Origin of the sequence: Moraxella oculi, assembly GCF_023336735.1 — a bacterium.
GTDB lineage: Bacteria > Pseudomonadota > Gammaproteobacteria > Pseudomonadales > Moraxellaceae > Moraxella > Moraxella oculi.
The window spans coordinates 235,045-257,210 of the sequence record NZ_JAMBAQ010000001.1; the positions used below are offsets into that span (position 1 = coordinate 235,045).

Annotated in this window: 20 protein-coding genes and 1 other RNA gene; 7 read left to right on the forward strand and 14 right to left on the reverse strand. The window is 42.9% G+C overall.

Annotated elements, in window-relative coordinates:
• Positions 1-5: 5 nt before the first annotated feature.
• The 3 genes from aspS to M2R47_RS01095 are packed head-to-tail and all read left to right on the forward strand — an operon-like array spanning position 6 to position 3,505.
• Entirely contained in the window at positions 6-1,802 is a 1,797-nt protein-coding gene (gene aspS, locus M2R47_RS01085) for an aspartate--tRNA ligase (protein ID WP_249097701.1), read from the forward strand.
• 36 nt (positions 1,803-1,838) lie between these two features.
• Positions 1,839-2,762 carry a lysophospholipid acyltransferase family protein gene (locus M2R47_RS01090; protein ID WP_249097791.1) on the forward strand — a complete coding sequence of 308 codons (924 nt, stop codon included), beginning with the start codon at positions 1,839-1,841 and terminating at the stop codon, positions 2,760-2,762.
• Complete coding sequence (locus M2R47_RS01095) at positions 2,759-3,505, forward strand: glycosyltransferase (RefSeq protein ID WP_249097702.1); 747 nt, start codon at positions 2,759-2,761, stop codon at positions 3,503-3,505. Before M2R47_RS01090 ends, M2R47_RS01095 begins: the two co-directional genes overlap by 4 nt.
• Before the next feature lie 57 nt (positions 3,506-3,562).
• Here the strand turns inward: M2R47_RS01095 and M2R47_RS01100 are convergent, their stop codons facing one another.
• Entirely contained in the window at positions 3,563-3,733 is a 171-nt protein-coding gene (locus M2R47_RS01100) for a ribbon-helix-helix domain-containing protein (RefSeq protein WP_249097704.1), read from the reverse strand.
• Between the two features lie 167 nt (positions 3,734-3,900).
• The gene (locus M2R47_RS01105; protein ID WP_283162882.1) at positions 3,901-5,367 is read right to left on the reverse strand and encodes a DUF3360 family protein; all 1,467 of its coding nucleotides are present in this window, start codon (positions 5,365-5,367) and stop codon (positions 3,901-3,903) included.
• Positions 5,368-5,835: 468 nt separating this feature from the next.
• Between M2R47_RS01105 and M2R47_RS01110 the strand changes: the two genes are divergently transcribed.
• The 3 genes from M2R47_RS01110 to M2R47_RS01120 all read left to right on the forward strand — a co-directional run bounded on the left by M2R47_RS01110 (position 5,836) and on the right by M2R47_RS01120 (position 9,234).
• Complete coding sequence (locus M2R47_RS01110; protein ID WP_249097707.1) at positions 5,836-6,024, forward strand: DNA gyrase inhibitor YacG; 189 nt, start codon at positions 5,836-5,838, stop codon at positions 6,022-6,024.
• Positions 6,025-6,111: 87 nt separating this feature from the next.
• Positions 6,112-7,722, forward strand: a complete 1,611-nt coding sequence (locus M2R47_RS01115) for a phospholipase D family protein (protein WP_249097709.1) — start codon at positions 6,112-6,114, stop codon at positions 7,720-7,722.
• A gap of 126 nt (positions 7,723-7,848) precedes the next feature.
• A complete protein-coding gene (locus M2R47_RS01120; RefSeq protein WP_249097710.1) occupies positions 7,849-9,234 on the forward strand; it encodes an MFS transporter in 1,386 nt (461 codons plus the stop codon).
• A gap of 49 nt (positions 9,235-9,283) precedes the next feature.
• Here M2R47_RS01120 and rpiA read toward each other — a convergent pair whose 3' ends face one another.
• The 7 genes from rpiA to M2R47_RS01155 all read right to left on the reverse strand — a co-directional run bounded on the left by rpiA (position 9,284) and on the right by M2R47_RS01155 (position 14,524).
• Complete coding sequence (rpiA, locus tag M2R47_RS01125) at positions 9,284-9,949, reverse strand: ribose-5-phosphate isomerase RpiA (protein WP_249097711.1); 666 nt, start codon at positions 9,947-9,949, stop codon at positions 9,284-9,286.
• Between the two features lie 155 nt (positions 9,950-10,104).
• An RNA gene (ffs, locus tag M2R47_RS01130) (signal recognition particle sRNA small type) lies at positions 10,105-10,201 on the reverse strand.
• 65 nt (positions 10,202-10,266) lie between these two features.
• The gene (locus M2R47_RS01135) at positions 10,267-10,773 is read right to left on the reverse strand and encodes a SixA phosphatase family protein (protein ID WP_249097713.1); all 507 of its coding nucleotides are present in this window, start codon (positions 10,771-10,773) and stop codon (positions 10,267-10,269) included.
• Entirely contained in the window at positions 10,770-12,083 is a 1,314-nt protein-coding gene (locus tag M2R47_RS01140) for an NAD(P)H-dependent glycerol-3-phosphate dehydrogenase (RefSeq protein WP_249097715.1), read from the reverse strand. The genes M2R47_RS01135 and M2R47_RS01140 overlap by 4 nt, the downstream gene beginning before the upstream one ends.
• A gap of 52 nt (positions 12,084-12,135) precedes the next feature.
• Positions 12,136-12,711, reverse strand: a complete 576-nt coding sequence (locus M2R47_RS01145; RefSeq protein WP_249097718.1) for a nitroreductase family protein — start codon at positions 12,709-12,711, stop codon at positions 12,136-12,138.
• A gap of 13 nt (positions 12,712-12,724) precedes the next feature.
• Complete coding sequence (gene zapE / locus M2R47_RS01150; RefSeq protein WP_249097720.1) at positions 12,725-13,825, reverse strand: cell division protein ZapE; 1,101 nt, start codon at positions 13,823-13,825, stop codon at positions 12,725-12,727.
• A 57-nt stretch (positions 13,826-13,882) separates the two neighbouring features.
• Positions 13,883-14,524 carry an alpha/beta hydrolase gene (locus M2R47_RS01155; protein ID WP_249097723.1) on the reverse strand — a complete coding sequence of 214 codons (642 nt, stop codon included), beginning with the start codon at positions 14,522-14,524 and terminating at the stop codon, positions 13,883-13,885.
• Positions 14,525-14,839: 315 nt separating this feature from the next.
• On the opposite strand from M2R47_RS01155, the gene M2R47_RS01160 reads away from it, so the two are divergent.
• On the forward strand, positions 14,840-15,613 hold the full coding sequence (locus M2R47_RS01160) for a hypothetical protein (protein ID WP_249097726.1): 774 nt from the start codon (positions 14,840-14,842) through the stop codon (positions 15,611-15,613).
• Between the two features lie 49 nt (positions 15,614-15,662).
• On the opposite strand, the gene M2R47_RS01165 is transcribed toward M2R47_RS01160, so the two are convergent.
• From M2R47_RS01165 to M2R47_RS01185, 5 genes are all read right to left on the reverse strand, one after another.
• On the reverse strand, positions 15,663-17,369 hold the full coding sequence (locus tag M2R47_RS01165; RefSeq protein WP_249097729.1) for an amino acid ABC transporter ATP-binding/permease protein: 1,707 nt from the start codon (positions 17,367-17,369) through the stop codon (positions 15,663-15,665).
• The gene (gene cydD / locus M2R47_RS01170; protein ID WP_249097731.1) at positions 17,362-19,182 is read right to left on the reverse strand and encodes a thiol reductant ABC exporter subunit CydD; all 1,821 of its coding nucleotides are present in this window, start codon (positions 19,180-19,182) and stop codon (positions 17,362-17,364) included. Before cydD ends, M2R47_RS01165 begins: the two co-directional genes overlap by 8 nt.
• Positions 19,183-19,423: 241 nt before the next feature.
• A complete protein-coding gene (locus tag M2R47_RS01175; RefSeq protein ID WP_249097733.1) occupies positions 19,424-19,774 on the reverse strand; it encodes a hypothetical protein in 351 nt (116 codons plus the stop codon).
• The gene (locus tag M2R47_RS01180) at positions 19,755-19,997 is read right to left on the reverse strand and encodes a hypothetical protein (protein ID WP_249097735.1); all 243 of its coding nucleotides are present in this window, start codon (positions 19,995-19,997) and stop codon (positions 19,755-19,757) included. Before M2R47_RS01180 ends, M2R47_RS01175 begins: the two co-directional genes overlap by 20 nt.
• A gap of 93 nt (positions 19,998-20,090) precedes the next feature.
• Positions 20,091-22,163 (reverse strand): DUF262 domain-containing protein, encoded by a 2,073-nt coding sequence (locus M2R47_RS01185; RefSeq protein ID WP_249097737.1) that lies wholly within the window; start codon positions 22,161-22,163, stop codon positions 20,091-20,093.
• Between the last annotated feature and the right edge of the window lie 3 nt (positions 22,164-22,166).

A 22,166-nucleotide genomic window follows, 5' to 3' on the forward strand; every position in this document is an offset into this window, starting at 1 on the left:
AACTTATGATGCGTAGTCATTATTGCGGTCTTGTGACCGAAGAACTCATCGACCAAACCATCACCATTGCAGGCTGGGTACATCGTCGTCGTGATCATGGCGGTGTCATTTTTCTAGATATGCGCGACCGTGAAGGATTGCTCCAAGTCGTCATCGATCCAGATACGCCAGAAGCATTTGCCACTGCCGATGCCGCTCGCTCTGAATATCTATTAAAAATCACTGGTCGTGTCCGTCGTCGCTATGAAGGCACTGAAAATGACAGCATGACCAGCGGTCAGGTTGAGCTTTTGGGCAAAGAAATTGAGTTGCTTGCCAAAGCAGAGACACCGCCATTTCCTTTGAACGACGACAATATTACTGTGTCAGAAGAACTGCGTTTAAAATATCGCTTCTTGGACATTCGTCGCCCAGAAATGCTCGACCGCCTACGCTTTCGTTCAAAAGTAACCAGTCTGATTCGCAACTATTTAGACGAACACGGATTTTTAGATGTTGAGACACCCATCTTAACTCGTGCCACCCCAGAAGGTGCGCGTGACTATCTGGTGCCAAGTCGTGTATCTAATGGCGACTTTTATGCCCTGCCACAATCACCACAGTTGTTCAAGCAATTATTGATGGTGGGTGGCATCGATCGCTATTACCAAATTGCCAAGTGCTTTCGTGATGAAGATTTGCGTGCTGATCGTCAGCCAGAGTTCACCCAAATTGATATTGAAACTTCATTTTTAGATGATAATGACATCATGGATTTGATGGAAGGAATGACCATCAAACTCTTTGATGAACTGTTGGGTGTGAAATTTGACAAATTCATTCGCATGCCTTATGCAGAAGCGATGCGTGATTACGCTTCTGATAAACCAGATTTACGCATACCGCTCAAACTGATTGATGTGGCAGATTTGATGAGGAATGTTGAATTCAAAGTATTCTCTCAACCAGCCCAAGATCCAAAAGGTCGTGTTGTCGCTTTGCGTGTGCCAAATGGTGCAGAAATTAGCCGCAAACAAATTGATGAGTATACGAAGTTTGTTGGCATCTATGGGGCTAAGGGCTTGGCATATATCAAGGTTAATGATGCAAACAACATCAATAATGGCGTTGATAAAGAATCAGGCTTGCAATCACCAATCATCAAAAACATGACCGATGAAGTACTAAGCGAGCTTATCTGTCGCACTGGTGCTCAATCTGGCGACATCATCTTCTTTGGCGCTGACAAAGCCAAAGTTGTCAATGACGCCATGGGTGCGTTGCGTGTTAAGCTTGGTCATGATCTTAACATGCTAACACAAGAATGGGCGCCACTATGGGTTGTTGATTTTCCAATGTTTGAAGAGACAGATGACGGGAAATGGACATCAGTACATCATCCATTCACTCTACCAAAATCAAGTGTTGAGGAAGTCAAATCCAACCCTGGTGAAGCATTATCTGTTGCCTATGATATGGTATTAAATGGCACAGAAATTGGCGGCGGTTCGTTGCGTATCTATACACTAGAGATGCAAAAAGCCATCTTTGAGGCACTGGGCATCTCAGAAGAAGAAGCAGAAGAGAAGTTCAGCTTCCTATTAAATGCCCTAAAATACGGTGCGCCTCCACATGGTGGTTTGGCATTCGGACTTGACCGTCTTGTGATGCTCATGACCGACTCCACCTCCATTCGTGATGTCATCGCTTTCCCAAAAACTAAGACTGCCGAATGCCCACTTACTCAAGCTCCTGCATGCGTAGATAACAAGCAGTTGCGTGAATTAGGACTGCGCATTCGTGATAAAGATAAAGCCGAATAAAATGATACTGACTTTGGCTGCATCTGTTCAATGTCAATATTAAGAACTCTCCGATTCGTGCCATCGTCTTGCTTACGGGCTTTGGCACGCATGGGTGCGTCTACTGCTCGCATCACAAATGCCAGCATTTATCGCAGCATCCGTAAGAATTTCGTACTGGTAAGACCTTATTTATCCGATAGTAAGCGAGATGAATTGGCCATCACGACACTAACCAATCAACTGCTTAGTAGTGCCGATAGCCTAAAAAGCTGGTCAATGTCGCCATCATGGTCAATCAAGCAAATTAAGGCCGTACATAACTTCGATATCCTGCAACAAGGCTTATCCGATCCCAATGGCATGCTTGCCATCGTTCCTCACATTGGCACTTGGGAAATGATGAACGCATGGCTTAATCAATTCGGTAAGCCAGTCATCATGTATAAACCCGCCAAGTCCCAACTTGTAGATGAGTTCATTTTACAAGGTCGCCAAAGACTCAATGCCACACTCGTCCCAACAGACAGCACAGGCGTTAAAGCGATTTATAAAACCTTAAAACAAGGTGGATTTAGCATCATTTTACCTGATCATGTGCCTGATGTTTCAGGCGGAGTCATTGCACCTTTTTTTGGCATACCGACATTGACCAGCACGCTCGCCATCAAACTTGCCCAAAAAACACGGTGTAGCCTAGTGGGTTTGAGTTGCATCCGTCGTGACGACGGTGACGGCTTTGATGTATTTTGTTATCAACTTGACAATCCCATTTTATATGATAAAGACACAAGCCGTGCTGTTACAGCATTGAATGATGCAATGCAAAGCATGATTGAAAATCATTTTGAGCATTATATGTGGGGCTACCGCCGATTCAAATTTACCCCTTTTGGTGATAATCCTTATCTATTGACAGAATCCCAGCTATTGCAAAAAATCCATGCCCATTTGAACAACCAATCCAAGGAAAGCTCATGACTGACACCAATTACATCATCTGTATGAAATGGGGCACAAAGTATGGTGCGGAATATGTCAATCGCTTATATAACATGGTTGAGCGTAACATGACACTGCCCTTTAGCTTTGTATGCCTGACTGATGATACCACAGGCATTCGAAATGAGGTACAGTGTTATCCAATTCCAGAGCTTAACATACCAAGCAACATTCCTGAGCGTGGCTGGAAAAAGCTGACAACTTTCAAACCCGACTTGTACAATCTAAAAGGTACAGCGTTGTTTTTAGACATTGATATTGTGATTGTGGACAACATCGATTGTTTCTTTACTCACCAAGCTGAATATGATGACAGCGTACTCATCATTCGTGATTGGAAAAAACCTTGGCGTAAGGTGGGTAATTCTTCAGTATATCGCTTTAAGGTTGGTTATGGCACTTACCCAAATTTATTGCAATATTTTGAACAAAATTTTGAAAAAATCCGTTCACAAGTGCGTCATGAACAGGCATTTTTATCCAACTATCTGCGTCAATATCATCACTTAGAATATTGGGACGCCGCATGGTGTGTCAGTTACAAATACCACTGCCTGCACAACATTCCATTAGCATACTTTAAGCCACCAATCAAGCCAAAAGATGCCAAAATCATCATCTTTCATGGCGAAATCAATCCACCAGACGCCATCAAAGGTGGTGGGGGTAAATGGTATCGGCACGTTCTTCCCAGCCAATGGATTAAAGAAGCTTGGCAATGAACATACTCACCAGTAATTAAAAATAAAAAGCACCTTTTTTAAGGTGCTTTTTAATCATTAACGCTTAAACATATCGCCTTGGCGATTTTTTTTGACATACTCAATCATGCAATCTCGCAACAACTGACTTGCTGTACGATTATTATCTCGTGCTGCTTGTTTGAACTGCTCAACCAAGTTTTTATCAACACGCATATTAAATGTGGTCTGTTCACCATTTAGTGCCATGAATCTCTGCCTGTAAAGTTTGATAAAAATTGGAAATTATAACAATATCCATAAAATTTTCAAGTATTGATACTCACTTTATCCGTTTTTTTCTGGATTTGGCGTTTTTAATAATAAAAAACCACTCAGGATTTGAGTGTTTTTATTATGTTGGTTGGTATGACAACTCATACACGAAATTGTGGCAAGAAAGCCTCTATGCCTGGGAACATACCGACCGCACCCATTGCCAAGCATAAAATGACAAATCCGATGAGTGGAATCATCACGCGACCAGAAAAACCCAAAGAACGGCTGCGTTCTTTATCACCGATCAAGCCCAGATTATCCAACAGCATGGTTAAAGACCAGCCAAAGACAGGATTGACCAACGCCGATGCAAAGACAACAATCGCTGCCGATTGAGTTGTTTTGCCCTTACGAGTCATTTCCATGCCCGCTTCAAGCAATGGCACAAACACCGCAACAATCAACGCAGTAGATAGCACAGGCTGCCATACTGCCAAATCCATCGGATAGCCCCAAATCGCCACCACAATACAAAATAAGGCCGTCAGCACCGCACCAGCAGGGATTGCACGCTTAGCAATCGCCGCAGGGACGATATAAGTACCCCATGAGGAAGTGAAGTTTGCCCCACCCATTGCCGAGCCAATCGCTTGACGCACCGAACAAGTTACCATGGTATCATCAATATTCATGTGGGTGCGTTCAGATCGTGGCGGATAGCTGATTTTTTGAAATACTTGATGACCTAAAAAATCAGGCGACCACATGGCAACCGCCAACACTGCAAATGGGAATGCTACAATATATGCTTTTAAATCTGGCAAACCAAGCGTCCAGCCTGTATTTTCACCCCACCAATACATTGGGCTAAGTGGCGGTAACCCAGGTGCGGTTTTAAATTCAAAAGGTGCGCCTAAAGCAAATGCCAGCACGCCTGCCATGGCACACCCTATTGGCACAGCCAGCCAGCGTTTTTGCCAATGTTCAAGCAGTGCATACATGATGATTGTTGCTACAATGATGACAAAAGCAATATGGGGCAAACCAATCTTATCCGCCCAAGCAATCATCGCCTTGACCTGCCCTATCGTACCGACAAATCCCAAATACAGCAAAAGACCGCCTGCCACTCCGTTACTGGTAAGCCTTGCCATGAGACTACCGCCCTTACACAAGGCTAAAATAATCCCAAAAGCCCCCATCAGAATACCAAAAGCAAGCGGATGACCGCCTGCCGCAACCACGATGGGAATCAATGGCAAAAGAGGGCCGTGTGTGCCAGGTAGGTTTGAAGTTGGTAAAATGAATCCGGAAAATAGCAGAACCAAAAAAGCCGCAATGAGCATTTCATAGCGCACATTTTCAAGAACAAATGCGTCTGACAGCCCCAAAGGAGCGGCGAAAGCTGCTGCCATTGCACCCACCATGACAATTTTACCAATGGTGCCAGCAAGTGCAGGAATGGTATCTTCTATTTCAAAACGATAATCACGGAATGGCAGATTGATGCCCCAGCGTTTTGGCTGCATGATTTGCAACTCGTGTTCTAAATACTCGTTGCGCGTGGCAAAGCTTGAACTTGGTTTATGCAACTCAGCGTAGCTTTTACCGCCCAAATCACTCAATGAGCCATTACCTGCGACAGAATCATCAATCGAATCAATTGCATCACTCACAATACATACTCCTTAACATTGTGATGACTAAGATGCCCAAATCCCTGTTCTCTTCATCTTTTTTGATGCCAAAAGAACATATTTAGACATCGCTCATTATATTATTACATTCAAGTATGGCAAGTTGATGTTTTGTGCATTTCTAAAAATAACCAAACCAATGACCGACAATCCCAAACATCCAAGATATGTCTATTGGCATGGCGATGATGACATCGAGATTTGTTCATTTTTTGAAATCTCTACAAATCATGATTGCACACACTTAGCGGTGATTATAGCTTGCTTTTTTGCTTCTGTCATGCTTTATTTTTTTAAATTGTAAATAAAATTCACATTTCAACGACCAAATGATGACTTTATGGTACAATAAAGAACCACAATCGTTTAAATAAACAAACATACCCGATCATCTCAATGACCAAGCACATCACCTACCCCTGCCCCACCTGCAAAAAACCAACTTTATGGCACAACAACCCAGCCAAGCCCTTTTGTTCTAAACGCTGTCGATTGATTGACTTGGGCGAATGGGCATCTGAGCGTTATAAGATTGCCAGCTTAGACACACCATTTAGCGATGAGACGAACCCAAAAGACCGTTAACGACCAAGCGGTATGTGCAGATGTGAGTCATCAATCGTTAGTTCAGCTATCAACAAACTCACCGCACCATTTAATCCGATTTTCATCATGACCGACAAGCTTATGCATCATTTTCATTCATCAGTCGCTCTATTTTGTCTGTGTGTATTGACAGCCTGCCAACAGTTACCACAGACTGCACACCTGCCAAAAAGCCAACTCATCACCCATCAGGCTCAAAATAAACATCGTCAGCTGACATCAATGCCACCATCACATGTATTTAAACAAGTCATTGATGAACAAAAGAAACACAATCCACACTCTTCAGGCTATTACCCAATTTCCACAGGAGCAAATGCTTTTGCTGCCCGCAGTGTCTTGACCGACATGGCGACAACAACCATTGACATTCAGTACTACATTTGGCATAACGACGAAGCAGGTCAGATGATGATTCGCGACCTTTGGGAGGCGGCAGAGCGTGGCGTCGTGGTTCGTTTACTTCTTGATGATTTTAATGGCTCTGTCAAGTTAGATGAATTGCTCTTGGCTTTTGCCAAACACCCTAATGTGGCGGTCAGATTGTCAAACCCGTTTAACCATCGGCGATTTCGTGCGACAAGTTTTCTAACCGATGCTGCCAGGCTCAATCGGCGAATGCATAATAAAAGCATGACCTTTGACAATCAATTAAGCATCATCGGTGGACGCAATATTGGCAATGAATATCTTAATAACGCCAAACATGATAATTTTTCTGACATGGATGTGTTACTGATTGGCGATGTGGTCAAAGATGTGACAGCAAGTTTTGAAAGCTATTGGAACGATGATTCTAGCTATGACATAGAAACACTTGCCAAACCCACAACAAAAACACTGCCCGAATTGATTGGTAAGACATTACCATCTACTCATGAGCATGGCAATCATCAACTCAAAACTCTACGCACTTATAGACACGCACTTGAAAGCTCAACCATCATTGAAGCCTTATGTCAAGGTCGTCTGCCCTTTCGATGGGCAAAGATTGAGTTTTTGGCAGATGATGTCCATAAATTAACTAATAAAGCCAGCCCAGACACACATTTGATCAGCCTATTACAATCAAGAATGGGGCGACCAAAAAAGCAGCTTAGCATCATCTCATCTTATTTTGTGCCAACCAAAGAAGGCGTCCGCACACTCAGACGACTCGCCAAAAGCGGTGTAACAGTCAGCATACTGACCAATTCATATGATGCCACCGATGTCGGTGCTGTTCATTCAGGCTACGCCCATTGGCGACATGATTTGTTGGACGCAGGAGTGAATTTGTATGAATTAAAATCTGCTGCGATTGGTGCTGATGGCAACAAACTTTGGCGTAATAAACATGAAACCACCACCAGCTTACATGCTAAGGCATTTGCCGTAGATGATCAAAAAGTGTTCATTGGCTCTTACAATATCGATCCACGCTCTGCCAATTTCAATACAGAATTGGGGGTTGTTATTTATGATGACAAGCTGGCATACCAATTGCATCAAGCATTAAGCAATCAAAAAATATTAAACCAAGCCTATAAAGTCGTACTTACTCAACAAAATACCTTAGAATGGCATACGCTTGAACAGGGTCGATACACCATCTACAAAAACGAACCTAACATGAAGCTTGGTCATCGTGCTGGCGTGGCTGTGATGGGCTTGATGCCAATTGATTGGTTATTATGACCCAAGCATGATCATGATGATGCCAACATGCCAGTTGATCGATCACCATAAAAATTCGGTCAATTTTGTCAATTTTTGCTATAATCACAAACAACCATCACTTAAAACCATCAGCTCGGATTACCCATGCAGCTAAACACAACAGAATCACTTAGCTCCAAACACCATCGTATTCTAATCATCACAGCACTTTGCCTGACAATGGCATTTATTGATTTTATCTTATTCGTCTATTTGGCCGATTTGCTTGCGGTGGTTTTTTTTGGTCCTCAATCTGATGTTTGGTTGCAATACCTACAAACTTTCTTATTGCTGGCGGTGGGCTATTTAGCAAGACCGCTTGGCGGCTTATTGTTTGGCAAGTATGGCGATACTTACGGCAGAAAACCTGCATTCATGCTTAGCATGCTTGGTACGATGATATTTACTTTTATCATTGCCCTATTGCCCACCTATCAGCACATTGGCATCATCGCCCCAATGTTACTCATCATCGCCAGAATTGGGCAAGGCATTGCCATCGGTGGAGCATTGCCGTCAGCATGGACTTTTGTTGTTGAGCATTTACCAGTCAAAAACATTGGTTTGGGTTGTGGTATCATCTGTGCTATTGGAGCATTGTCTTATTTGGCAGTGGTCAGTGCCATCAGCTTTCTACAAGACACCCTTACCCCCTCACAAATACTCAATCACGGCTGGCGAATCCTGTTCATTTTTAGTGGCGGTTTAGGTCTCATCTCATCATACTTACTCAAGCATCTGTCAGAAACCCCCATTTTTGATAACATGACCAACTCCAGCACTCACTTAGATTCTTATGTTGATATCGTCAGTCTTGAGGAGCAGCACAACCCGACACCTGCCTACACACCACCAGCACAAGTATCTTTCCGCCCAATAGGATTATTGAACATTGTTCAATCAGTCATCAAACATCACACCTTCGCATTCATCGTGTCATTCATCATATCTCTCATCATCGCCAGCCTGTCAATGTACATGCCCATACTCATGACTCCGATTTTGGCAGAAAATCATCTGTTATCTTATGAGTATCTATATTTTGGCAGTGTGATTGGCTTGATATTTTTGGCGTTTGGGTCGGTGTTATTTGGTTATTTGACGGATCGGTTTGGTGCAGGTCAAGTGCTGGCATTTGGTGGCATGTTTTTAATTTTGCAAGTCGCTGTATTTTTCCATTATCTACAAAATGGCGGTGAACTCATCTTAATTTGCTTTGCTCTACTTGGACTATCAAACGGTCTGATTGGCACTCTGCCTTCGGTAATGACTCGTTTGTTTCCTGCCAAAGTGCGAATGACAGGCATTGGCATCAGCTATAACATTGCTCATACCATGATTGGTGGTATCTTGCCATTTTTATTGGGCTATGCCAGCTTTTATTTTTCATTAGTACCCGCCTTATATTTGGCGATGGTTGGCGTCATGGCGATTTTTTTAAGTTTTTTTGTGTATTATATGCCACGCTCTAAAAGAGATTTAAACAGATGATAAAAAAGACCCAAGTCATCAAGGGTCTTTTTTTACCAACGACTGGCAGTTAAAATTCTTTTGTTTCCACGCCGATGTCGCTTGCTTTTAGCATGATGGTTGCCGATTGATGGGCAAAAATACCATTACAAACCACGCCTACGATGTTATTAAGCTTTTCTTCCAAATCTTTTGGATTGTCAATATCCAAATCATAAGTATCAAGAATGACATTGCCATAATCAGTTATAAAGCCTTCACGATACACAGGCTCACCACCAAGTTTGACCAACTCGCGAGCCACATAAGAGCGAGCCTGCGGTAGTACTTCAATCGCCACAGGAAACTTACCCAATTTGCTCACGACTTTTGAGTCATCAACCATACAAATAAAGGATTTGGAAGCGGCCGCCACAATCTTTTCACGAGTCAATGCACCGCCGCCACCCTTAATCATATTACCCAAGCCGTCAATCTCATCTGCCCCATCTATATACAAATCCAACTCACCGACCGCATTCAAATCATAAATTTCAATGCCAAGTGCGCGTAACTTGTCTTCGGTAACTTTTGAGGACGATACCGCCCCTTTTAGATTGACCGATGCTAACAACTCAATTAGGCAATTTACCGTACTGCCTGTACCAACACCCAAAATCATGCCGTCTTCAACATATGTTAAGGCGGATTTGGCAGCGGCTTGTTTTTGTGCAAGTTTTGGATCGATGATTGTCATGACTCACCCTTTGATAAAAATTTGACAACACTCATCAAGTTGATGGCTATACCAAACCTGCATCATCGCATTTTTTCATGTCAATTCATGGCCTAAACACCAAATTAAAATACGCATCAAGTCAGGTTTGTATTTTTTAATAGACAAAAAAATGACTTCACCAGCACATCTTCGGCACACTTTGTATCTACTACCGTTGCTACCTTCCGGTCCTGGCGGGGTTCATAGTACACAGTTGCGAAGCTACCGATGAAGCCAAGACTGTATTATACTTAAATATTTAAAATATGCAAGAGTTTTTGACAGATTTTTCACCTCTAAGGTTGATTTGGAATGAAATGCGTGATTTGTTTTGCTAGACCATCGCTGATAAAGGGCAATTCAAAGACACGGCATTCGGCAAGTTCAAAAAATGCAGGTGGCAATCCATCAATCATCGATGCCATACGAGCAACGATTGGCATGTGGCACACCACAATTACCGTCAAAGATTCTGTCTGTTCGTTAAATTCAGGACTGATGGCATTGTCAATCTCACGCATGCCCACCCTAGGATCATCATCAGGCGTAATGCCATTTAGCACCATCAGCTTAGGAGATTGACCAACATCATTGAGTTTTTCAAAGATGATGTTGGCGGTCTGCTTGGCACGATGATAAGGACTGGTGATGATGACATCAACCGAATCCAACTTGGTCAATTCAGCCAAAAAGTCTGCTGTCTGTTTCGCTTGGATTTTACCGAAGTGCGTCAAATTTCGCCCTGCATCATCCTCACAATAAGGCCCTGCTTGTCCATGTCTTACCAAAATAAGCTTCATCATAAATCCTGTCCATCAGTTGGTTTTGGTTTGGCTTTTTTACTTGCTTGTAACGCCTTATCAAATTCTTGGCTTAGCCAAATATTGCTTTCATCATGCGGCATGACAAATTCCACATCACTGCGAAATCCCTTTTCCATCAGATTCAATGCCACGCCCAGCGGTGATTTATCTTCATATAAAATGGCATGTAGTGCATGAGTGATGGGCATGTATATGCCAAGTGCTTGGGCTCGTTCATGGACTTGTAAAATGGTATTGACCCCTTCTGCAGTTTGCCCAAGTTTTTTAATGGCACCATCAAGACTCATGCCTTTGCCCAGCATGTTGCCAATGCGGTAGTTGCGACTAAGTACAGAATTACAAGTGGCGTATAAATCCCCCACGCCAGACAAGCCCAAGAAAGTCAGGGGATTAGCCCCCACAGCCACGCCAAATCGACTCATCTCCGCCAAGGCACGAGTTAAGAGCATGGCTTTGGTATTATCACCCACATCATACGCAGCCACCATACCGATGGCAATGGCATAGATATTTTTTAAAGTACCACCAAGCTCCACACCCTTGACATCATCAGACGCAAACACCCGAAAAAAAGCACTGTGCAAGGCTTCTTGGACGGCCGTGCGCAGCGGCTCAGATGGTGATGCAATGACGGTGGCAGATGGCATATTATCCATGATTTCTATCGCCAAATTTGGACCACTCATCACACCAAAATTCACTTGTGGCAACACCTCTTTGATGATATCACTCATCATCGCAAAAGTGTCTTTTTCCATGCCCTTAGTCAACGATACCACCGCTTGATGGGTGATGTAAGGCTTGATTTGCGTTAGCATTTCACGAAATGCCGAACTGGGCACTGCCACAAAAATGATGTCCTTGCCCTGAACGGCAGACTCCAAATCATGGCTGAATTTAAGCTCTTCTGCCAGCTTATGATTTGGCAAATATTTTTTATTGATTTTGGTTTTTTTCATCGCCTTGACGGCGGATTTATTTCGCACCCATAAAGTAGCATCACAACCATTTTTGGCAGCCATGTTTGCCATCGCTGTGCCAAAGCTACCACCACCAATAAAGACCAATTTTAAGGGCGTTTCATTTGACTTTTCTGCCACCGTAACACCCAGTAATTCTGGCGTAACCTTCTTCTTTCTTAGCCCCGCCAATCGAACAATGTTTGAAAAGATGGAGTTACTTTCTATGCCAGCACCCTTAATAGCATGTACCGCATCATCAAAGCCATCACTGGCCACATCAACAATTTTTTTAACTTGGGCTTTTTTAATTGGCTTGGTTAATTTCATAAATGAGCCTTTTTGGTTAATTTTGAATGGTTAAAGATGGTAATCGTTTCAATCAGTAGCGATATTCAACAAATTCGCTCAAATCCAGCACATCACGGCAAGGCATCTGAATGTTACTTGACCCCACATACACAAAGCCACAAATGATGTCTTGATCAGCCGTCCGAAAGTACGCTTTAACTTCTGGGGCGTTGCATAATTTTCCCGTACGCCACACCGTGCGATAGCCCATCGACTCCAAAGAAAGCAGCAGATTTTGAGCAGCCGCACCCATACTCAGCAATTGCTCAAAAGACGGCACTTTCTCATGTTCTTTTATCTGTGCGATGAGTGTGATGATCATTGGTGCTCTTAGGGGCATGTTAAGCAGTTTTTGACAAGCGGCATCACTTAATGACCCATCAGTTGCCGCCTGTTCCGCCCTTAATAACACCTGACCAAAATCAACCAGTGCGTCATCACGCAACACAATGAATCGCCATGGTCTTAGACGCTTATGGTCTGGGGCAGTCATGGCGGCTGTCAAAGCAGTGTTAAGTTCTTCCTCTGTCGGCATTGGCAAATCCAGCTTGGCGATGCTGCGACGAGTGTGCATGATGTCAATAACACGATTGTTAGAAATGTTCATGTCGTTATCCTTACTATGCCACACGATGCTCTTGTGCCAGATAATCCTCCGACTGCATCTCTAATAATCTTGAACGGGTTCGCTCAATCTCAAAAGCCAGCTTTTCGCCTTGATACAAATCCAAAATTGATTGTTCAGCACGCACCAACAGTTTCACACGGCGATCATAAAACTCATCTACCAAATAAATGAATCGCCGTACAGGATCCATCAGTGTGTCGGTCAAAGCAGGCACATTATCAACCATCACCGTGTCAAAATCGTTGGCAATTTCAATAAAATCCGCCGCCGAACGCGGCTGCATACATAAAGCACGAAAATCAGCCAACAGCATGGTTTCTGTACGCTTAATGATGTCAATTTGACGACCACCAACACAAATCGGTGCACTCATGACCGCTTGACCTGCCGACAAAGCATCAAAACGCTCAAAAAGCCAGTCAGCCGTCTCATCTGATAGTGGGTGGCTATACAGTCTGGCTTGTTTTAATAAACGCAATCGATAATCCACGCCAATGTCAATATTCATGACGACCGTATGTTTTTCAACTTGGGCAATCGCAGGCAAAAAACGGTTACGGTGAATGCCGTTTTTATACAGTCCTGCTGGCTCAATATTTGAAGTAGCCACAAGCGTGATGCCACGAGCAAACAGCATGGTAAATAAATCACCCAAAATCATTGCGTCTGACACATTGGACACAAAAAACTCATCAAAACAAATGACGACCGCTTCATCATGAATGATGTCAGCCACTTTTTGTAAGGGGTCGGATTGTCCTTGTAATTTTACCAGTTCAGAATGTACTCGTTGCATGAAATGATGAAAATGCATGCGCATTTTACGCTCAATGGGCAAACTTTCATAAAACATATCCATCATCCAAGTCTTACCACGACCGACACCACCCCACATATACAATCCTTTTGGTGGTACTGGCTTAGACTTGAATAAGCTGGCAAAAAACCCACGCTTGGTGTCGCCGTCCATCTTGATGATCTGATGATACAGCTCATCTAAATAACCCATTGCTTGTCGCTGTATGGGATCTTCGCTAAAATTACCTGTCGCTAACGCTGCTTGATAGCGTTCAAGAGGGGTTTGATGAGTCATGATTATCCTTAAAAATGATGAAAACTACCACGCACAGAGTGATGGTCAGGCATGAAACTAAATCGTATTGGCAATCAATGCTTGTTTTAGCTGCGTCAATTTACCATGGAACAGATGACCAGCACCTGTGATGACAGTCTGCTTAAAGGCTCGTTCGTTGGCGAACCGATCAAGCAAGCTGGGCGAAACCAGCTCATCTTGATCGCCATATATCACAAAAGCACTGTTCGCCTTTAACCGCAATTCACTGGCATCATTACGCACAATTGATGGAGCGATTAATGCCAAATTCACCAAATCAAGCCCAAAAAACTCTCCGCCACACTCATGATGACTGGCGATCAAGTCCGCCACACGACAAGCCACGAAACCACCAAATGAAAACCCACCCAACCAAAGCCTGTTGGCAGTGGTTTTCTTCATTGCCCATCTAAGCACAGTCAATGCGTCATCAAACTCGCCATCACCATACTCACAAACACCTGATGACCGACCCACACCACGATAGTTAAAACGCACAACATCCATACCAGCATCTCGGCAAAAACGATACATGGTACTGACGACTTTATTATTCATTGTTCCACCATCTAAGGGATTGGGGTGGCAAATGAGTGCCAGTGTATCGCCATCTTGCCAAATCGCATCTACTTCAAGCACGCCCTGAGGCGATTCAATCAAAATACTGTCGTTATTCATAAGGTCAATATTGATGTAAATGTTACTATTATAGCATATTTTATTGGTATTTTTGATGATGGATTTTGACGAACTGCTTTGACGCCAATGACATTGATTTGTTTGAAATTTTTTATCTATTGATTACAACCGCACCCACTCCAACCAGCTAAGCGAATTTTTCATCAGTCTGGCAGATGTGCTATTGATGATCGATGGCGTGTGTGTATTTTTGAGAGTTGGGAGTTTTATGGTTTGTTGGTTTTTGGTGAATTTATTTGCCTAGAAATGATCAAATTTGCTACAATGCTAAAAAATTTTTGGACATCAATTCTTATGGATCATCACAGTCATACAACCACCGACAAGCCCCAAGGACTTTTAGAACAGTTCGCCCAGATCAGCGGATTGGATAACGACCGCCTGCTTGAAGATTTATTTTTTAATTGGCAACAGACACTTGGCAACCTAAAACACAGCTATGCCAGTGCGACCAGTCGCATTGTTGATGAGATCAGCCTACCTGTGAGTCAAAAAATCATCAATGATGCCTTGGATACCTATGTGGTAAAAAATGTTGGTCTGTTGCATGATTTGCATTTGGAAATTGAAGACGGCTGGCTAAGACTGTACACCACTGTCAATATTCAAGGCATCTTTGCCAGCGTTGCCAGTAATTTTGAATTGGTGCATTTACAACTTGATCGCCATACCCAAAGATTGGTATTGCGTCAAATCAGTAATACTGATGTGCTAGAACTGCATACCAAATCTTGGTGGCAGGCGCCTTTGGCAAAATTTGCCTTGCGCAGTTATCACACAATTTTTCGCAAAGATCCTTTACCAGTGATTTTAAGCATGATTAACATCAAAGGCGTGCCATTCACCGAACATAAGGGCAATGTCGTTTATCTTGAATTGGGACGCTGGCTCGGTAGCGTTGATCTCATCATGAATGTCATTAAAAAAGTACAAATCAATCACGGCATTTTAGAAAAAGAACAACTCATTTTAAAAGCCGAACCAAATTTTTCAGAAATATTAAGCTTTGGCGATCCGAACGCTCCTATCATCACCGACAAAGACAATCCCAAAGAAAGCCAAGAATGACAAATAAACCCCTAGATTAGGGGTTTATTTTGAGGTGATGTCAGCACAATCACCCCAGTCTCAACACCTCAACTTCACGCATCTCCTCCCAAATCTGATGCGTGGATATGGCCAATACGCCGATATCGCCAGATTTTTGCATCTTCACCAACGAATCCCAGACGATTTGGCGTGTGGTGGCATCAAGCCCCGCAAATGGCTCATCCAGCAGCAGCACTTTTTTTGGAGAAAGCAGCAGGCGAGCAAGTGCCACTCGCCTACTTTGACCACCAGAAATTCCCATGCCATACTCACCAAGGGGTGTTTGTAAAGCTTGGGGTTGTTCTTTTGCCCATTCAGACAAATTGACCTTTTCAAGCACCGCCCATAATTCATCATCGGTAGCTGATGGCTTGCCAAGTCTTAGATTGTCAGCCAATGTTTGATCAAAAATATCAACATTTTGTCCTAAGAAGCCCAGTGATTTGCCAAAATCCACTTGCTCAATGTCAATGCCACACAATTCATCACAGCAGACCAAAATATCACCCTCAATGCGTGGCACCTCCCCTGCGATCGTTGATAGCAAGGTAGATTTACCCACCCCAGATGCACCAATGATGAGTGTGGGCTTGGTAGGGGTGAGATGAGCATTGATGCCCTCCACGCCAATGACAGCAGACGGCATCTTCACTGAAAGATTGCTCAATATGATGCTAGGAAGATAATCTATGGGCTGTTTGGTCATCGTTGAAGCGTCGCTCAACAGATCGTTAATGCGTTTTTTTGCATGAATGCTACGCCCATAAGCCAAAGGCTCAGCCACCAATACCGAAACAATCTCCATCAAGCCAAACATGCCAAGCGTCAAGGCCAGCACGATGGCAGGGTTTGGGGCGACATGAGTGTTTAGATTATCCATGCTAAATGGGACGACCCCTTGTTCAAAAGCCCTCCCTGCAATCATTAACAACAAAACCATCGCCACTGCGACACATATTTGAATCAATGCTTGGGCATTACGCTTGTTTTTTAACACCTTCAGGGTCAATGCATGATACTCATCGTCATACGAATCAAGCTTGCGGACATGATCAGTCCATCTGCCCCAAGTCATTAATGAAGTCAATGCAGGCAATGTGTTTAACAGGCTGTTTTTACGCAATGCCACAAGCCTGCTTTCTTGACCTGCCAGACTCATGCCTTTATTTAGAACCATCATTGATATCATGAGTGACAAGACCATGAAAAACACCGCCATGATGGCATTTGGAAAAATGAGCAATACCATGAATGACAGCACCGCCACCGCCACCACTGCCACCACAAAAGGAGACACGACTCGCAATGGAAACTCATTCAATGTATCAATATCTCGCACCAGTCGCTGCATTGTCTCACTACTGCCCCCTTTTTGCACTCGTAACAAAAGCGGTAGGGTTGCCCAATGGGCAAAAAACTTGACTCGCAACTCTTTAAGAAGTCCAAATACCGCATGATGCGATACCATCAAATCCCCATAACGGGCAAAGGTTCGCACGATGGCAAAGCCACGAATGATGGCAGACGGCATCAAATAATTAAAAGCATGCGATCCCACCGCCAGCACCCCTGCCACGCCTGCCATCGTGATAAACCAACCTGCAAGCATGACCAGCCCCAGTACGGACAATACCGTAGCCACGCCTAATAGCCATGCAATGAGCCACAGAAACTTTTGACTAAGGAACAGCTCTCTTAGGCGAAACTGATGACTCATCTTGGTTTTGTTATCCATGTTGCACCGCCTTTTTTTGTTGGCTTTGTTCATGTGATGCTGACAAGTCATGGACGACATCAAAAACTCCCGTCCTGTCATGCGTCACCCAAATCACGGTCTTGCCAACACTCACACGACATAATAACGCCTTGATCTTTTCTGCCGTCTCACTATCCAAATGCTCGGTCGGCTCATCAAGCAGCCAAACTTTGGCATCTTGAAGCAATAACTGGGCAATCGCAAGGCGTTGACCCTGACCGCCAGACAGGCCACCGCCACGCTCTGATAATATGGTATGAATACCATCTGGCAAGTGATGAACGACCTGCCAAAGCCCCACTTCTTTTAAGACCGCCATCAAATCCTCATCGGTCGCATTTGGCTGAACAAGTCGTAAATTATCGGCGATGGATATGGGCAATAACGGTACTGTTTGGGATAAATGACCAAACTGAGTGCGTAATTTTGCCAAATCAATCTCATCATAGCGTGCCGAAACATCATCTGTTCTGATGATGACATCGCCTTCAAAATCACCAAAACCCAATAAGATTTGTAAAATGGTGGATTTGCCTACGCCACTAGCCCCCACCAAAGCAGTCCGTTTACCAGCATCGAAATGCAGGGTTATTGGCGCAAGTCTGATCCGACCATCATCACCAAATGCCGTCAAATTTTTAAGCTCAAAACTTGGTGCACAGTCGAGTTTTACTACCACATCGCCCGTACGCCCTCCTTTAAAATTAAGCATGGGTGCAATCGCCTTGGCACACGCTACCGCTTGTCCTTTGACATGATATTCTGCCCCCAATCGTCGAAGCGGTGCATAAAACTCAGGAACAAGCAGCAGAATAAACAACGCCGTGCCATAGCTTGTCAGTACCTGCCCCTTACCCCACGGTAAAATTCCCATCAAGCCAAAGCCTAAGTACACCGCCACCAATGCAATGGATAAGGCGGATAAGAATTCAAGTACTGCACTATTTAAAAAGGCGATTTTTAACACATCCATCGTACGCTTGCGATAATTTTGCGAACTCAACTCAATATCTGATAACGCAATGTCCACCGCCCCGAGTCGTGACAAGGTATTCACCCCACGAATCCAGTCTAAGAATCGCCCCCCAAGTTGCGCTAAGGCGTCCATCTGCTCACGACTTTTACGAGCAGTCGCCATACCAATAAACGCCATAAAAATCGGTACGAGCGGTGCAGTTAGTAACAAAATCACAGCCGCCGTCATGCTATAAAAAGCGACACAACCCGCCAGTATCAAGGGCGTGGTAACGGCAGTCATCTTTTGCACATGAAAGCGAGCATGACCAACCAAGTGGTCGGGCTCATCGATGATTTTACTTGCCAATGCCCCATCTGATCCAAAATAACGCCTTGCCTGCCCAAGCTCACCCAGTTTAGCAAATAGGCGTTGCCTGAGTGATTGAGCGACTGACAAGCCTGCATGACTTAGCAAGAAATCACGCCCATAGCCAATCGCAATGCGTATCATCAAACACAAGAAAAGTAATCCCAAGTTCAATAATAAACCACTACCCACCACCCTATCAGGGAGCGGTACGCCCTGCACAAAACCACCAAGCCAGCCATCAAAAAGCCACACGAGCACACACGCCTGCCCCACCAGCACAATGACACTGGTAATATCAAGCAAGTAAGCCATCATCATGGCTTTTTTTACTGGAAGAAAAACCGCCTTTAAAAAAGCATTCGCCATAATGTCTTCTTGGGAGCGTCTGGGTTTTTTGCGTTTTGTAGTTGACGATGCTGATTGCTCTGCATGGTTCGATACGGTTGGGGTGATTGGCTCGGTCATGGTATTATTATTGTTAAGATTTAGCGTTACATTATCGCTAAATTCAATGATAATTTCAAGGTAAAGATAACGCTCTGCAAGTCATGCCATCAAGACCATCACACTCATGCCATGCATCACACCATAATCATGCTGACGTTATCAAGCCACGCCTTTGAGCCGGATTATTTTAGCTGTTTGATGCTGTCATTTAGCCATTCGTTTAGTGGCAAATCCCTTGTTATTGGTAAAAAATTACCTTTCAGCACATCACAAAAGCCATCACTACATAAGAGCAAACACTCGCCCGCTGTAGCTTGATCTTTTGCTGACTAGCCATCGTTACTGCTGACTCATCACCGAATTCATCAACACAAAAATAACCTGTCAGTGCTCCATAACAGCTGGCATGATCGCTATCATCTGCCAAATCCTGTGCTTTTAGTTCATTAATAAAGCTATGATCCTTGGTCAGGCAATACCAACCATTACGATATGAATACGCCCGACTGTCGCCCAAATGCTTAATCATCACGCTGTCATTATCAGTGTAGGCACACACCAGCGTACTACTACCACCATCAAAGCCCGCCTTATCCGCCAAATGTGTCATTTAGCCAATGTTGCAAACCGTCAAAATCCACCGCCCCTTGCTCATCATACATGGTCTGCACAAGTTGAAGCAGCGTGCGTGATGTGATGTCTGACTTGGGGCTAACTGCCATGCCATCTGCCACCGCCACACAAAAATCATCGCATTCGCTAAGAGCTGAGATAACACCCTTATGCTGAGAAATCTTGGTATTGACAAGGACAGCGTCCTGTTGATATGGCATACCGCCACGCCAAGTTAGAGCTTGGATCTGCTAAGTCATGTTCTCTCCCAATAGCCCAAAAATGGGCTATTTTATAAGACGATAAATTATTATCTATGTAGAAATTTTCTCATTTAAAAGCTGAATCATTTTTTCACCGTGTTCTTGAATGGTGTTTTTATCCCACGCCTTATGGGTAAACATCAGCAATTGCTTGATGCTGACAGACTGATGACGAGCAACATTGTCTTTATAGCCTGACTTTTTTTCATCGGGCATTCTGTTGTTTAATGATGAATTTTGGCTATGATTGATTAAGCACAGATTGCCAAAATTATTAAGAATTTTTCCATTCTCATCATCATTGTCTGATAATTTTTCGCCATTTATTGGATTTTGTGGATAATAATGCTCCACTGAATTTCTGGAAGTGAATTTAAATTCTTTTAAGAATTTTGATAAATCTACGCCTGTTTTAAAATTTTCATCATTTCGCCAACACCATTTGGCTTGCTTTTTCCACAAAATATAATCCAATCGGTTAAAGATAAAATTCTCAACAGCGGTGCCTTGATGTAAAAAATCACAATTTTTAACAGGTTTCCACTCATCGCCACTCCGATAAATAATGTCAAAATAGTCATCGCCCTTACTACTTTTATCACTCGCATAATTATAAAAGCGATTAAAATAAAACTTGTCGCACAGCTCTTCCAAAAACTTAATATGCTCATTGGCAGGCAACTTAAACGCACAGCCATTCGCCTCGTGTTTTTCCAGCTTTTTTCGACTTTCATCATTTAGCCATTTTAGATAGGCAAATAGCCAATATTTATAGTTTCTGGCTGGAAATGAGTAATGAAACATGGTTTGTAGCATAATAATTTTAGAGTTTTCTTTATCAAAAGTATTTCTAAAATCATTTTTTTTATCTTTTTTGAGCCATTGATAAGTATAGATACGCCAATCATCCTTGCTTTCACGCCCATCATGCTTAATCACATGGCGGTCAAACAGCACCCGCACATTTAACAAATGCACGGCAAACGCTTTAATGCCAGCAACATCACCAAATAAACCAGATTTCTCAAACTGCTGAATTAAGTTTTTCTCATCTAAGCGATAAACCCTATCATCTTTATCTATACCACCATCTTTTATGTCTTTTAAAAATAAATACAACACCTGTGATAAAAAGTTTGGAAAATCAATGATGGAAGTAAAACGCTCCCCATCACCTTTTTGATTGTCATCACTACTAAAAATTATTTTCTTTTTTTGTAAAATATTCTCTAAAGTAGGCATATTTTCAGTTGGAACCGTACTACTTGATTCTATACTCTCTTGATTCTCTTTCGATTTATCATCAGTTTTTTTAAAATAAACTGTTTTATATTTATCTCGCAACTTGTTAAACTTATCCAATTGATAAAAAGCAAAATATTCTCCTACATCTATTTTTTTACCACTCTCATCTATTTTATCATTGGGGAAAAATAAAGCGTCTCGCAATTTAGGCTCAAAAGATGACACCGCATAACGACTCATGTCCGAACAAGCATTCCAAATGGCAGAGAAAATCGCTCTGTCATCAACATCTAGCTTACTCATCAATTTTGCCTTGATGACTTCGTGCTGTTCTAATTGCTCGCCACGGTTATTCATGCGTTCAAAATATTGATTTAGGTCAGCATTGTCGGGCAGTTCTACTTGCATGATTTGAACATTTTCCCAATTGACTTGCCAATCTTTTATATCAAATAGACTGTCTTTATTCTTAATCAGATAATTATAAACTTTGGCAATTTGACTCTCGCTAGTTAATTCGCCTTGTTTCTCAATGATATTATTAAGTTCATCGCTTGAATTTTGGCGATGTTCAAAGGCAAGATTTAGATTAAAGTTTTCGCCCAGTACCGATAAAATCAAAAACAGCGTGGTCAATCTTTGTTGCCCATCAATGACTTCAAAATCATTATCTGCACGCTTTTTAACCGTCAAAGCCCCAAGATAATAATTGTTGCCATCATGATTTTTGATGTCGTTAATCAGCTGAACTACTTCTTCTATGTCCCACGCATAATTACGCTGATAAATGGGAATGATATAGTGATTATTGCCATCAAAAAGTTTTTTGACGGATAAATATTCAATTGCATTGTTATCATTGTTAGATTGGTTGGTCATTGT

Coding starts and splice junctions, on each gene's coding strand:
- M2R47_RS01135 (WP_249097713.1), bottom strand. CDS start 10,773: ATGATGAAGCTTATTTTGGTAAGACATGGACAAGCAGGGCCTTATTGT.
- M2R47_RS01180 (WP_249097735.1), bottom strand. CDS start 19,997: ATGCCATATCAACAGGACGCTGTCCTTGTCAATACCAAGATTTCTCAG.
- M2R47_RS01185 (WP_249097737.1), bottom strand. CDS start 22,163: ATGACCAACCAATCTAACAATGATAACAATGCAATTGAATATTTATCC.
- M2R47_RS01155 (WP_249097723.1), bottom strand. CDS start 14,524: ATGAATAACGACAGTATTTTGATTGAATCGCCTCAGGGCGTGCTTGAA.
- M2R47_RS01115 (WP_249097709.1), top strand. CDS start 6,112: ATGACCGACAAGCTTATGCATCATTTTCATTCATCAGTCGCTCTATTT.
- cydD (WP_249097731.1), bottom strand. CDS start 19,182: ATGACCGAGCCAATCACCCCAACCGTATCGAACCATGCAGAGCAATCA.
- M2R47_RS01095 (WP_249097702.1), top strand. CDS start 2,759: ATGACTGACACCAATTACATCATCTGTATGAAATGGGGCACAAAGTAT.
- M2R47_RS01165 (WP_249097729.1), bottom strand. CDS start 17,369: ATGGATAACAAAACCAAGATGAGTCATCAGTTTCGCCTAAGAGAGCTG.
- M2R47_RS01120 (WP_249097710.1), top strand. CDS start 7,849: ATGCAGCTAAACACAACAGAATCACTTAGCTCCAAACACCATCGTATT.
- M2R47_RS01160 (WP_249097726.1), top strand. CDS start 14,840: ATGGATCATCACAGTCATACAACCACCGACAAGCCCCAAGGACTTTTA.
- M2R47_RS01110 (WP_249097707.1), top strand. CDS start 5,836: ATGACCAAGCACATCACCTACCCCTGCCCCACCTGCAAAAAACCAACT.
- aspS (WP_249097701.1), top strand. CDS start 6: ATGATGCGTAGTCATTATTGCGGTCTTGTGACCGAAGAACTCATCGAC.
- M2R47_RS01175 (WP_249097733.1), bottom strand. CDS start 19,774: ATGACACATTTGGCGGATAAGGCGGGCTTTGATGGTGGTAGTAGTACG.
- zapE (WP_249097720.1), bottom strand. CDS start 13,825: ATGACTCATCAAACCCCTCTTGAACGCTATCAAGCAGCGTTAGCGACA.
- M2R47_RS01145 (WP_249097718.1), bottom strand. CDS start 12,711: ATGAACATTTCTAACAATCGTGTTATTGACATCATGCACACTCGTCGC.
- rpiA (WP_249097711.1), bottom strand. CDS start 9,949: ATGACAATCATCGATCCAAAACTTGCACAAAAACAAGCCGCTGCCAAA.
- M2R47_RS01100 (WP_249097704.1), bottom strand. CDS start 3,733: ATGGCACTAAATGGTGAACAGACCACATTTAATATGCGTGTTGATAAA.
- M2R47_RS01140 (WP_249097715.1), bottom strand. CDS start 12,083: ATGAAATTAACCAAGCCAATTAAAAAAGCCCAAGTTAAAAAAATTGTT.